Raw genomic sequence first — 12,617 nt, 5'->3', positions numbered from 1 at the left:
AACCGGACGGTCGCCTCCGGACGCGCGACGCCGCGCGGAGCCGGCTCCCGGGCCCCGCCGGACGCCGTCACCCGCCGTATTGACACCGCACTGGTCCAGACCGCACCGTGATCCGCGGCACGGACATCCACCTGGACAGCGACCCGGACATCCACCCGGGCGCCGACACGGCAAAGGGGCCCCTCGGATGAGCGACCGCAAGCTCGCCGCCCAGTTCTTCGACGCCGCGATCACGCTGCTGCAGCGGGCCCGCGACGAGGAGGCCGACGCCGTCGAGGCAGCCGGCGCGCTGCTCGCCGACACCGTGGCCGCCGGCGGTCGGCTCTTCGCCTACGGCGCCGGCCACTCCTCGCTGGCCGCACAGGACGTCGTCTACCGCGCGGGCGGCCTCGCCCTGATGAACCTCCTCCAGGTGCCCGGCGTCGAGGTCGCGTCCGGCCCGCTCGGATCCACCCTGGAACGCGTCGACGGCCTCGCGAGCGCCGTCCTGGACACCTCGCCCCTGCGCGCGGGCGACGCCCTCGTCGTCGTCTCGCTGTCCGGCCGCAACGCGCTGCCGGTGGAGATGGCCCGGGAGGCCCGCGCGCGGGGCGTGCGGGTCATCGGCGTGACGTCGGTCGCCTACGCCTCACGGACGGGGTCCCGCAACGCCTCCGGGACCTTCCTGAAGGACCACTGCGACGTCGTCCTGGACTCGAAGATCGCGGTCGGCGACGCCGAGCTCACCCTGGACGCCGTGCCCGTGCCCTTCGCCCCCGCCTCGACCGTCGTCACCTCGGCGCTCCTGCAGGCCGTCATGGCCACCGCGGCCGGCGCCCTCGCCGAGCGCGGCGTCGAGCCGCCGCTGCTGCGTTCCGGCAACGTCGACGGCGGCCTCGACTGGAACGCACAGATCATGGAGAAGTACCGGGACCGGATCTTCTACGGCTGACTCCGCACCGGGCGGCGCGAGGCCGAGCGCGCGGGCGTCAGCCGCCTGCCGTGTCCCCCCGGGCCTCCCGCCCCGCCTCGCCGGCGGCCAGGTCCGCCAGGTCCAGGGCCGCCGCCATCCGGCCGGCGACGTCCTCGGCGTACGTCGCGTCGATGCGCTCGAACGCGGAGCGGCCCGAGCCGCGCAGGAACGTCACGACGCCCAGGGTGCGGCCGCGGCTGCGCAGCACCGCGCACAGGGCGTGCACCGTGCCCTCAGGCCACAGGCGGGCCCGCGCCCACTCCCGCGCCTCGTCGGCAGGCGCCGAACCCGCGCCCGCCCGCACGGAACCGCCCCGGGCGGCGCACTGCAGCGCGGGGTGGCCCTCGGCGTAGCGCAGCGGCAGGCCCGCGTGCCCGGTGAGGACGCTGGGGCCGGGACCGCCCGTCGGCGTGGCCGCGACCCGCATCAGCCGCAGCCGCCCGGCGGCCGCCGGATCGGCGGACGCGCCGCCCATCAGCCGGTCCACCAGCGCATGGTCGGCGAACCCGGCCAGCGCGAAGTCGAGATGGACGGTCGCCGCCTCGGACGGGTCCTCGCACTCGGCGGCCGCGCGGGCCGCCCGGTGCAGCTGGTTGGAGCGGAAGCGCAGCTGCGAGGCCTCCTGCTCGCCCTGCTTGGCCTCCGTGACGTCCTGGAAGATCCAGCCCACCCCGAGCGGCACCGGCTCCTCGGCGAGCGGCGAGGCCAGCCTGAGGAAGCCGCTGCGCCAGCAGCGCCGCCGCTCGCCGTCCGCGGTGCGCACCCCCACCCACAGCTCCGCGGGAGCGGGCGGGGCGCCCTCGGCGAGGACGTGCGTCAGCGCGTTCTCCAGCTCCTCCACGCCCCGGGTGAGGAGTTCGCCCAGCGGGCGGCCCAGGACCGCCGTGCGGCCCGCGCCGAGGGCGTGGGCGGCGTGCGCGTTGACGACGGCGGGGCGCAGGTCGGCGTCGACCAGGACGACGCCCCAGGAGGCGTCGTCGAAGAGGGCCTCGCTGAGCGCGATGGAGCGTTCCAGGTCGATCTGGGCGTGCACCTCGCTGAACGCGCAGTACAGCCCGGCGGCCTTGCCGTCGGGGCCGGGCACGGCGGCGGACTGGGTGCGCACGAGGACCCGGCCGCCGTCCTTCGTCACCAGCGCGAACTCGTGGACCTGGCGCCCCGGCGCGTGCATGGCCGACATCAGCCGGCCCTCGATGTCGGCGGCGTCGGCCTCGCGCACCGCCCAGCCGGCGAAGCCGTGCCGGCCGACGGCCTCGGCGGCGCTCCAGCCGAGGATGCGCTCCGCCTCGCGGTTCCAGTGGGTGACGATCCCGTCGCCGTCGAAGGCGCAGAGCGCCGCGTCCATGCCGTCCAGCAGCGCGGCGAGCAGATCGGCGCCGTCCGGGCCGACCGGGGCGGCCTCGACCGCCGGCGTGCCGTCGGGGGTCCTCGGGCCGTCCTCGCCCGACCGCCCGGGCCGCTCGGGCTCGTCCGGCCCCAGCTCGTCGGTGGTCCCACTACGCCGGGAAGCACTCACCTGGACCCCCTGCAGGTTCGCTCACTTGCCCTCATTCAACTGGAACGTGACGCAGCCCACATATGATTCCCGCAAGATTGCCGGGGAATCGTCGCACCGCCGCCCGGTCACGTCGGGGCAGGAGCCGCAGGTCCGCCCATTCCGCCCGCGGGAGCGGCCGCGCCGGCGCCGCAGCGAAAAACACTTGAGCCGGGCGGGCGGGCTTCTTAGAGTGGCGGCACTTCGGAAAGGAGGTGGTTCGGCAGATGTATGGATACCGGACGGAAGAGGTGACTGCGGGCTAGCAGCCCGTCGTCGTACTCGGTTCGGCGCCGGACCCGCGTGTGCGCGATGCACGCAGCCGGCCAGACCAACGCAGTCACCCGACCCGCGAGTCGCCGGTACGTCCGGCCGGCCCCTCCTCGGAGAGGACCAGACTCGCGGGTCGCCTGCGTTCACGCCCTCGTCCGGAGCGGGCAGACGTCGTCGCCCCCCGTTCCCGTAAGTCCTTCGGCGTGTGATCCAGGCCACGCACGGATTTCCCGTCGCGCAGTATTCTGGCGGCATGCTTTCGCTCGTACGACGCCGCCACGTGGACTACGTCCGCGTCACGAGCATGGGCTGTCGACGCTCCCGCTGAGCCTTCCGGCCCCCTCGCGGTTCTCACCGCCGCCCGCGTTCCCGCGCTCCCCCCGCCTTCCGCGCGGATTCCGCGCTTCCCCGTCTCTGCCCACCTGGCACCCATGGGCCGGCCCACCCCACGCCGGCCGCGGGCCCCGTACATCCACGGACGCACCATGACGAGCGTGACCCACCTCCCGGCCCAACCGTCCTACCGGCAACTGCCGATCATCGACCTCTCCGCCGCCGACCGCGGACCCCAGGCGCAAAGACTGCTGCACGCGCAACTGCACAGCGCCGCACACGACGTGGGCTTCTTCCAGCTGGTCGGCCACGGGGTCGGCCGGCGGGAGACCGAGGACCTGCTGACCGCCATGCGGGCCTTCTTCGCACTGCCCGAGGCCGAGCGGCTCGCGATCGACAACGTGAACTCCCCGCACTTCCGCGGATACACCCGCACCGGCGACGAGCGGACCGGCGGCCGACAGGACTGGCGGGACCAGCTCGACATCGGGGCGGAGCGGCCCGCGCGGACGCCGGGACCGGACGAGCCCGCGTACTGGTGGCTCCAGGGACCCAACCAGTGGCCCGGCGGACTGCCCGAGCTGCGCACGGCCGCGCTCGCCTGGATCGAACGGCTGAGCGCCGTCGCCGAGAAGCTGCTGCACGAGCTGCTCGCCGCCATCGGGGCGCCCGCGGACTTCTACGACCCGGTCTTCGGGGAGCGGGCGCATCCGCATCTGAAGCTCGTGCGGTACCCCGGGAGCGCGGGGGACGGGGCCGGTCAGGGAGTGGGGGCCCACAAGGACTACGGCTTCCTGACGCTGCTCCTCCAGGACCGCGTGGGCGGGCTCCAGGTACAGCGCGAGGACGGGCGCTTCCATGACGTCCCGCCGCTGGACGGGGCCTTCGTGGTGAACCTCGGAGAGCTGCTGGAGGTCGCGACGAACGGCTACCTCCTGGCCACCAACCACCGGGTGGTGTCGCCGCCGAGCGCGGTCGAGCGGTACTCCGTGCCGTTCTTCTACAACCCGCGCCTGGACGCCCGCGTCGAGCCGCTGCCCTTCCCGCACGCCACCGCCGCGCCCGGAGTGACCGACGACCCCGCCAACCCGCTGTTCGCCGAGTACGGCTTCAACGAGCTGAAGGGCAAGCTGCGCGCCCACCCGCTGGTGGCCGAGCGGCATCACGCGGAGCTGCTCAGCCCCGCGTGATCACCTGCCCGTGCGGCCCGTCCTGCCCGTCCTGCCCGTCCGGATCGTGTGGCCCGTGCGGACCGTGTGGCCCGAAGCGCGGCCCGGCTCAGTTCGCGATGTCGCCGTAGCCCTCGATCTCCCGCGGGTTGCGCGAGCCCGGGCCGACGTAGCGGGCCGACGGACGGACCAGCCGGCCGGTGCGCTTCTGCTCCAGGATGTGCGCCGACCAGCCGGCCGTGCGGGCGCAGGTGAACATCGACGTGAACATGTGCGCCGGGACTTCGGCGAAGTCCAGCACGATGGCCGCCCAGAACTCCACGTTCGTCGCGAGGACCCGGTCCGGGCGGCGGGCGTGCAGCTCGGCGAGCGCCGCCTTCTCCAGGGCTTCGGCGATCTCGAAGCGGGGCGCGCCGAGCTCGCGGGCGGTGCGGCGCAGCACGCGCGCGCGGGGGTCCTCGGCGCGGTAGACGCGGTGGCCGAAGCCCATCAGGCGCTCGCCCCGGTCGAGGGCCTGCTTGACGTAGGCGTCGGCGTCCCCGGTCCGTTCGATCTCCTCGATCATGCCGAGGACGCGGGAGGGGGCGCCGCCGTGCAGCGGGCCGGACATGGCGCCCACGGCGCCGGACAGCGCGGCGGCGACGTCGGCGCCGGTCGAGGCGATCACCCGGGCGGTGAAGGTGGACGCGTTCATGCCGTGCTCGGCCGCGGACGTCCAGTACGCGTCGACCGCCTTCACGTGCTTGGGGTCGGGCTCGCCCCGCCAGCGGATCATGAAGCGTTCGACGACGGAGCGGGCCTTGTCGATCTCCCGCTGGGGGACCATGGGCGTGCCCTGGCCGCGCGCCGACTGGGCGACGTACGAGAGGGCCATGACGGCGGCGCGGGCGAGGTCCTCGCGGGCCTGCTCGGCGTCGATGTCGAGGAGGGGTTTGAGGCCCCAGACGGGTGCGAGCATGGCCAGCGCGGACTGGACGTCGACGCGGATGTCACCGGAGTGGACGGGGATCGGGAACGGCTCGGCGGGCGGCAGGCCGGGGTTGAAGGCGCCGTCCACGAGCAGGCCCCAGACGTTGCCGAAGGAGACGTGGCCGACCAGGTCCTCGATGTCGACGCCCCGGTACCGCAGGGCGCCGCCCTCCTTGTCGGGTTCGGCGATCTCCGTCTCGAACGCGACGACTCCTTCGAGTCCGGGTACGAAGTCGGACATCAGGCGGCTCCTCGTGAGTGTGCGACGGATGACGCCGGCGGCTGCGCGGTCCGGTGCGCGTCGAGCCGGGTCGACACGCGGGGACTCACGGTCCTGGCGCTCTCCCCAGTGATGCCCCGTAGGGCCGACGGTCACCCGACCGGGGTGGCATCTCACCCTATCCGCGAGTGCCACCTTTGGGGAGGGCCAGCGGCACTGAGTGCCATTCGATGCGGGCCCGGGCGGGTCGTCCGCGGCGGCGGGCCATGCGGCAGGATGGCGGTGTGACCGACGCAGACGCCGCCTCCCCCGGACCGGGCCTCAGTGCCGGTCCCGGTCCCGCGCTCGACCCCGCCGCCATGCGCAAGCAGTACCGGGTCGAGGGGCTCGCCGAGGCCGAGCTGGCCGCGACGCCCGTGGAGCAGTTCGCCCGCTGGTTCAAGGACGCGGCCGTGGAGGCCCACCTGTTCGAGCCGAACGCCATGGTCGTCTCCACCGCGGACGCCGAGGGCCGGCCCAGCTCCCGCACGGTGCTGCTGAAGCAGTTCGACGAGGCCGGCTTCGTCTTCTACACCAACTACGACTCCCGCAAGGCTCGCGACCTCGCCGGGAACCCGCACGTCTCGCTGCTCTTCCCGTGGCATCCGATGGCCCGGCAGGTCATCGTGCGGGGCGTGGCGCGGCGCACCGGGCGCGACGAGACGGCGGCGTACTTCCGCACCCGGCCGCACGGCTCCCAGCTCGGCGCGTGGGCCAGCGCCCAGTCCTCGGTGATCGCCTCGCGCGACGGTCTCGACGCCGCCTACGCCGAGCTGGCGGCCCGCTACCCGGAGGGCGAGCAGGTGCCGGTGCCGCCGCACTGGGGCGGTTTCCGGGTCGCGCCGCAGTCGGTGGAGTTCTGGCAGGGCCGTCTGAACCGCCTGCACGACCGCCTGCGGTACGTGGCGGAACCGGACGGCAGCTGGCGCGTGGAGCGGCTCAGCCCCTGAGCGGGCGCTACCCGACCGTCTTCCTCCCGGTCCGCGCTCAGATCCTGCCGCGAGGAACGCGGTGCGGTGCCCGGACCCGCAGACGTGTCACCCATGCCCGACACCGTAGGGCCCGGCGTCAGTCCAGGAGAACGGCGCCGCTCTCAGCGGAGCGCTTCGTCCAGCAGGGCCGCCCACTGCGTCACCACCCGCTCGCGGCGCGGTCCGTCGTCGGTGAGGAGGTTGGCGAGGCCGAGGCCGCGGGCCATGTCGAGGAGTCCCTGGACCCGCTCGCGGACGCCGGGCACGGACTCGTCGGCGTCGAGGAGCTCCACGGCTATGCGGTGGGTCTCGCGGCCCACCCGCGCCTCCAGCTCGGTGACCCGCGGGCGCAGCTGCTCCTCGTTGGAGGCGGCCACCCACAGGTGCAGGGCGGCCCGGAAGAGGGGGCCCGTGTAGAGGTCGACGAGGGCGGCGACGACCGCGCGCCGGTCGCCGGCCGCGCCCTGCGGGAACAGGGCGCGCAACGCGGTCGAGCGTTCCTCGGCGACGTACTCGACGGCCGCGGTGAACAGGTCCTCGCGGGTGGGGAAGTGGTGCTGGGCGGCGCCGCGGGAGACGCCTGCGCGTTCGGCGACGACGGACACGGTGGAGCCCGCCCAGCCGTGCTCGCCGAGGCAGGCGACGGCGGCCTCCAGAAGCCGCTGCCGGGTGGCCCGGCTGCGGTCCTGCTTGGGGACACGGTCGCGGTCCACCGCGCTCACAGCGCCCATGCGGGATCCCGTCGTTCGAGGAAGGCCGTCATCCCCTCGCGGGCCTCGGCGGTGGAGAACAGCCGGGCCGAGAGTGCGGTGAGATCGGCGGCATCCCGGTCGAATGCCTCCAGCACCCTAGCCGTGAGCAGCCGTTTCGTCTCGGCCAGGCCCTGCGGCGCGGATCTGCGGAATCCGTCGAGGACGGGGGCGAGGGCGGCGTCGACGTCGTCGCCGGCCGCGGTCAGCAGACCGATGCGGGCCGCCTCGGCGGCGTCGAAGCGCTCGCCGGTGAGGTAGTAGCGGGCGAGGGCCCGCGGGTCGGTGCGCGGGAGCAGCGGCAGGGAGATCACCGCCGGCGCCACCCCGATCCGCACCTCCGTGAACGCGAAGGTCGCCGCCGTGGAGGCGGCCGTGACGTCGCAGGCGGCGAGCAGCCCGAGCCCGCCCGCGCGCACGTGCCCGGTGACGCGGGCGACGACCGGCTTGGGCAGGGCGACGATCCGGCGCAGCAGACCCACGAACGCGTCCGGGCCGGGCGGGTCGCGCAGGTCGGCGCCGGCGCAGAACGTGCCGCCGGTGTGGGTGAGGACCACCGCGCGGACGCCCGGGTCCCCGGCGCAGTCCGCGAGGGCGTCGGCGAGGGCGTCGACGAGCGCCGAGGAGAGGGCGTTGCGGGTGGCGGGCGCGTCGAGACTGAGCGTCTCGACGCCCCGCGCGCGAGTGCGTCCGATCAGGGGCGCCGTGGCCGTGGTCATGTGTGCTCCCTGAGCAGGCGGCGGAGGATCTTGCCCGAGGCGGCTCTGGGCACGGCGTCGACGAAGGTGACGTGGCGGACGCGCTTGTAGGGGGCGACCCGTTCGGCGACGTACATGGCGACCTCCCCCGGGGCGAGCTCGGGGGCCGTGGGCCTGCGGACCACGAAGGCGTGCGGGACCTCGTTGCCGTCGTCGTCGTAGACGCCGACGACTGCCGCGTCCGCGATCTGCGGGTGGGTGAGCAGCAGCGCCTCGAGTTCGGCGGGGGCCACCTGGAAGCCCTTGTACTTGATGAGCTCCTTGACGCGGTCGACGACGAACAGCCAGCCGCCCTCGTCGATGCGCCCGACGTCGCCGGTGTGCAGCCAGCCGGCGTCGTCGATCATGGCGGCGGTGGCGTCGGGGCGGCCCAGGTAGCCCTTCATGACCTGCGGACCGCGGATGAGGATCTCGCCGGCCTCGCCGACGCCGAGGTCCTTGTCGGGATCGTCGAGGGAGACGATGCGCATCTCGGTGCCGGCGATGAGCCGGCCGACGGTGCCGCCGGGGGCCTCGCGCATGGCGGACAGGGGGACGACGTGGGTGCCCGGCGACAGCTCCGTCATGCCGTAGGCCTGGCCCACGGGCGGGAGGTTCAGGCGCTCGGCGCAGGCCGCGGCGAGGTCGGCGTCCAGCGGTGCGGCCGCGCTGATCACGTACTTCAGCGACGTCAGGTCGTAGGCGGCGACGGACGGGTGCTTGGCGAGGGCGAGGACGATCGGCGGGGCCACGTACAGGCCGGTGATGCGGTGCTCCTGGATGGCGGCGAGGAACGTCTCGAGGTCGAAGCGGGGCAGGACGACGACCGTGGCGCCGTGCCGCAGCGGCGCGTTCATCAGCGCGGTGAGTCCGTAGATGTGGAAGAAGGGCAGCACGGCGAGGATGCGGTCGCCGGGGCCCGCGGAGATCGCCGGTTCGAGCTGGGCGAGGTTGGTGGCGATCTGCCGGTGGGTGAGCATCACGCCCTTGGGGACGCCGGTGGTGCCGGAGGAGTACGGCAGGGCGGCGACGTCGGCCGCCGGGTCGATGACGACCTGCGGCTCGGGGGCCGCCGAGCCGAGCATGTCGATCAGCGAGCGGTGTCCGGGGGCGGTGTCGCAGACGAAGATCTCCTCGACGCCGCCCGCGAGTTCGGCGGCCCGCCGGGCGGCCTGCAGCAGCGGCGAGACGGTGACGATCCAGCGGGCGGCCGAGTCGCCGAGCTGTTTGGCGAACTCCTCGGCGGTGGCGAGCGGATGCACCGTGGTGACGGTGGCGCCCGCGCGGGTGGCCGCGTAGAACGCGATCGGGAACGCGACGGTGTTGGGGCTGTGCAGGGCCAGCACGTCGCCCTTGGCGACCCCGGCCTCGGCGAGGGCGGCCGCGACCCGCCGGTGGAACCGGTCCAGCTGGTCGTACGTGAGGGTGGTGCCGTCCGTGCCGTCGACGAGGGCGGGCAGCTCGCCGAACTCGGCGGCGCGGCCCAGCACGGCCTCGTGGATGGGGAGTTCTATGGGCGGGACGTCTGCGTACTCGCTGCGGAACATGGTCCTCCTCGGGCGCCGGGCACGCGGTGTGCGGTCGGCGCTTCGGGCCGGTGCGGCCGGTGAGACGGTTCAGTACGACTTGGGCAGGCCCAGGGTCTGGTGGGACACGTAGTTGAGAATCATCTCCCGGCTCACCGGGGCGATACGAGCCACGCGGGAGGCCGTTATCAACCGGGCGAGGCCGAACTCCCGTGTGAGGCCGTTGCCGCCGAGGGTGTGCACGGCCTGGTCGACCGCCTTCACACAGGCCTCCCCCGCCGCGTACTTGGCCATGTTGGCGGCCTCGCCCGCGCCCGCGTCGTCGCCCGCGTCGTACAGGCGGGCCGCCTTCTGCATCATCAGGCGGGCCAGTTCGAGGTCGATGTGGGCCTGCGCGAGGGGGTGCGCGACGGCCTGGTGGGCGCCGATGGGGGTGTCCCAGACGGTGCGTTCGCGCGCGTACTCGACGGCGCGGGCCAGGGCGTGACGGCCCATGCCGATCGCGAAGGCGGCCGTCATGACGCGCTCCGGGTTGAGACCGGCGAAGAGCTGCAGCAGCCCGGCGTCCTCGTCGCCCACCAGCGCGTCGGCCGGGAGCCGCACATCGTCCAGGACCAGCTCGAACTGCTTCTCCGCGCTGTTCAGTTCCATGTCGATCCGACGGCGGGAGAAGCCGGGCGCGTCGCGCGGGACGATGAACAGGCAGGGCTTGAGGCGGCCCGTGCGCGCGTCCTCGGTGCGGCCGACGATCAGGGTCGCGTCGGCGATGTCCACGCCGGAGACGAAGACCTTGCGGCCGGTCAGCAGCCAGTCTCCGCTCGCGGTGTCGCGGCGGGCGGTGGTGGAGATGCGGTGGCTGTTGGAGCCGGCGTCGGGTTCGGTGATGCCGAACGCCATGAGGCGGCTGCCGTCGGCCAGCGCCGGGAGCCACGCCTGCTTCTGGGCCTCGGTGCCGAAGCGGGCGATGACCGTGCCGCAGATCGCCGGGGAGACGATCATCATCAGGAGCGGGTTGCCGGCGGCGCCCATCTCCTCCAGGACCAGGGAGAGCTCGGTGATGCCGCCGCCTCCCCCTCCGTAGGCCTCGGGGAGGTTGACGCCGATGTAGCCGAGCTCGGCGGCCGCCCGCCACAGGTCGGCGGTGTCGGTGTGGGCCTTGGCGAAGGAGGCCACCGCTGCGCGCAGTGCCTTGTGCTCGTCGGATTCGATCAGGGTCGTCACTGTGGCTCCTCTGGCTGCGGGTTCGTCGTGGCCGGCGCGCGGTTCCCCGCGCCCCTGGCCGTGACCGGGGCTCAGGCGTCCTGCACTACTGCCAGCAGGGCCCCGACCTGGACCTGCTGTCCTTCCGTCACCTGGACCGCCGTCACCTTCCCCGTCGCCGGGGCGGAGATGACGTGTTGCATCTTCATCGCTTCGAGCCACACCAGCGGTTCGCCCGCTTCGACACTCGATCCGGTGATGAGACCGGGCGCGAGCTTGACGACCGTGCCCGGCATCGGCGCCAGGAGGGAGCCGGGGGCGTGCGGGGCCTGCGGGGCAGGGAAGCGCGGGAGGGCCGTGAGGGTCTCGCCGTTGACGTGGACCTGGTCGCCGTAGCGGGCGACGTCGTAGCGGCGGCGCACGCCGTCGGACTCCAGGACGACCAGGGACTCGGTCGCGTGAACGACCTGGACGCCCTCGGCCGTGAGCCCGGCCCGGGTGTGCGTGTACGCCGCCTCGACCTCCTCGCCGCCCACCGCGTACCGCTTCGTCTGCGGCTGGGACGGCAGGTTGCGCCAGCCGCCGAACGGCGAGCGGGTGCGGGCGTCGGCGAGGGCGGCGGCCAGCGGGGCGTACGGGTCGCGCGCCGGGGCGGTGAGGCCGCCGAGGCGCCGGTCGTAGAAGCCGGTGTCCATGCGGGCGGACGTGAACTCCGGGTGCCGCAGGGAGCGGACCAGCAGGTCGCGGTTGGTGACCGGCCCGTGCACGACCGCGCGTTCCAGGGCGCCTGCGAGCCTGCGGATCGCCTCCGCGCGCGTGGGGGCGTGGGCGATCACCTTGGCGAGCATCGGGTCGTAGTGGACGCCGATGTCGTCGCCGTCGCCGTAGCCGGTGTCAAGGCGGACGCCCTCGGGGACGGACAGCCGGTGCAGGACGCCGGTCTGCGGGGTCCAGTCGGCCGCCGGGTCCTCGGCGTAGAGGCGGGCCTCGACGGCGTGACCGCGCGCGGGCGGCGGCTCGGGGGCGAGGGCGGCGCCCTCCGCGACGCGGATCTGCTCCGCCACCAGGTCGAGCCCGAAGACGGCCTCCGTGACCGGGTGCTCGACCTGGAGCCGGGTGTTCATCTCCAGGAAGTGCGGGCGGCCGTCCGCGACCAGGAACTCGACGGTGCCGGCGCCGACGTAGGAGACGGCCCGCGCGGCGCGCACGGCCAGCTCCCGCAGTTCCTCCCTCAGCGGCTCGGACAGGCCGGGCGCCGGCGCCTCCTCGATCACCTTCTGGTGGCGTCGCTGCAGCGAGCAGTCGCGGGTGCCGAGCGCCCACACCGTGCCGTGCGCGTCCGCGAGGATCTGCACCTCCACGTGGCGGCCGTTCTCCACGTACGGCTCGACGAACACCTCGCCGTCGCCGAAGGCGCTCGCGGCCTCGGCGCGCGCGGCCTCCAGCGCGTGGCCCAGCTCCGTCAGGCGGCGCACCACGCGCATGCCGCGTCCGCCGCCGCCCGCCGCCGCCTTCACCAGCACGGGCAGATCGGCCTGCGTCACCTCCTCCGGGGCCAGGGCGGTGAGGCCCATCAGCTGTTTGGCGCGGGTCTTGGACGCCATGGCCTCGATCGCCTCGGGCGGCGGCCCGATCCAGACGAGGCCCGCGTCCAGGACCGCGCGCGCGAAGTCGGCGTTCTCCGACAGGAAGCCGTAGCCGGGGTGCACGGCGTCCGCGCCCGCGGCGACGGCTGCCTTGACCACGAGGTCGGCGCGCAGATAGGTGTCCGCGGGCGAGCTGCCGGGCAGCCGTACGGCCGCGTCGGCCACGCGCGTGTGGAGCGCGCCGGCGTCGGCGTCCGAGTGCACGGCGACGGTGCGCACGCCCGCCTCACGGCAGGTGCGGAAGACGCGGCAGGCGATCTCGCCGCGGTTGGCCACCAGAACGGAAGTAATCATGAGCC

General features: G+C 74.2%; 10 protein-coding genes. 3 read left to right on the top strand and 7 right to left on the bottom strand.

Features of this window, described 5'->3' with window-relative positions:
• Positions 1 to 187: 187 nt before the first annotated feature.
• A complete protein-coding gene (locus ABT300_RS02215) occupies positions 188 to 931 on the top strand; it encodes an SIS domain-containing protein (protein WP_351670833.1) in 744 nt (247 codons plus the stop codon).
• 37 nt (positions 932 to 968) lie between these two features.
• Here the strand turns inward: ABT300_RS02215 and ABT300_RS02210 are convergent, their stop codons facing one another.
• Positions 969 to 2,468, bottom strand: a complete 1,500-nt coding sequence (locus tag ABT300_RS02210; protein ID WP_351670830.1) for a PAS domain-containing protein — start codon at positions 2,466 to 2,468, stop codon at positions 969 to 971.
• A 776-nt stretch (positions 2,469 to 3,244) separates the two neighbouring features.
• On the opposite strand from ABT300_RS02210, the gene ABT300_RS02205 reads away from it, so the two are divergent.
• The gene (locus tag ABT300_RS02205; RefSeq protein ID WP_351670827.1) at positions 3,245 to 4,282 is read left to right on the top strand and encodes an isopenicillin N synthase family dioxygenase; all 1,038 of its coding nucleotides are present in this window, start codon (positions 3,245 to 3,247) and stop codon (positions 4,280 to 4,282) included.
• 88 nt (positions 4,283 to 4,370) lie between these two features.
• Here ABT300_RS02205 and ABT300_RS02200 read toward each other — a convergent pair whose 3' ends face one another.
• Positions 4,371 to 5,471, bottom strand: a complete 1,101-nt coding sequence (locus ABT300_RS02200) for a citrate synthase 2 (protein ID WP_351670824.1) — start codon at positions 5,469 to 5,471, stop codon at positions 4,371 to 4,373.
• Positions 5,472 to 5,716: 245 nt separating this feature from the next.
• Here ABT300_RS02200 and pdxH point away from each other — a divergent pair, with 245 nt between their 5' ends.
• The gene (pdxH, locus tag ABT300_RS02195; protein ID WP_351670821.1) at positions 5,717 to 6,439 is read left to right on the top strand and encodes a pyridoxamine 5'-phosphate oxidase; all 723 of its coding nucleotides are present in this window, start codon (positions 5,717 to 5,719) and stop codon (positions 6,437 to 6,439) included.
• A 143-nt stretch (positions 6,440 to 6,582) separates the two neighbouring features.
• Here the strand turns inward: pdxH and ABT300_RS02190 are convergent, their stop codons facing one another.
• From ABT300_RS02190 to ABT300_RS02170, 5 genes are all read right to left on the bottom strand, one after another.
• The gene (locus ABT300_RS02190; protein ID WP_351670818.1) at positions 6,583 to 7,191 is read right to left on the bottom strand and encodes a TetR/AcrR family transcriptional regulator; all 609 of its coding nucleotides are present in this window, start codon (positions 7,189 to 7,191) and stop codon (positions 6,583 to 6,585) included.
• On the bottom strand, positions 7,179 to 7,928 hold the full coding sequence (locus ABT300_RS02185; RefSeq protein WP_351670815.1) for an enoyl-CoA hydratase family protein: 750 nt from the start codon (positions 7,926 to 7,928) through the stop codon (positions 7,179 to 7,181). Before ABT300_RS02185 ends, ABT300_RS02190 begins: the two co-directional genes overlap by 13 nt.
• Positions 7,925 to 9,493 carry a 4-coumarate--CoA ligase family protein gene (locus tag ABT300_RS02180; RefSeq protein ID WP_351670812.1) on the bottom strand — a complete coding sequence of 523 codons (1,569 nt, stop codon included), beginning with the start codon at positions 9,491 to 9,493 and terminating at the stop codon, positions 7,925 to 7,927. The genes ABT300_RS02185 and ABT300_RS02180 overlap by 4 nt, the downstream gene beginning before the upstream one ends.
• Positions 9,494 to 9,562: 69 nt before the next feature.
• Positions 9,563 to 10,693 (bottom strand): acyl-CoA dehydrogenase family protein, encoded by a 1,131-nt coding sequence (locus ABT300_RS02175; RefSeq protein WP_351670809.1) that lies wholly within the window; start codon positions 10,691 to 10,693, stop codon positions 9,563 to 9,565.
• A gap of 71 nt (positions 10,694 to 10,764) precedes the next feature.
• On the bottom strand, positions 10,765 to 12,612 hold the full coding sequence (locus ABT300_RS02170) for an acetyl/propionyl/methylcrotonyl-CoA carboxylase subunit alpha (RefSeq protein ID WP_351670806.1): 1,848 nt from the start codon (positions 12,610 to 12,612) through the stop codon (positions 10,765 to 10,767).
• Between the last annotated feature and the right edge of the window lie 5 nt (positions 12,613 to 12,617).

Origin of the sequence: Streptomyces sp. NPDC001027 (assembly GCF_040299045.1) — a bacterium.
Taxonomy (GTDB): Bacteria; Actinomycetota; Actinomycetes; order Streptomycetales; family Streptomycetaceae; genus Streptomyces.
Note: the sequence above shows the minus strand (reverse complement) of the source record. Positions and strands in the feature narration are given on the sequence as shown.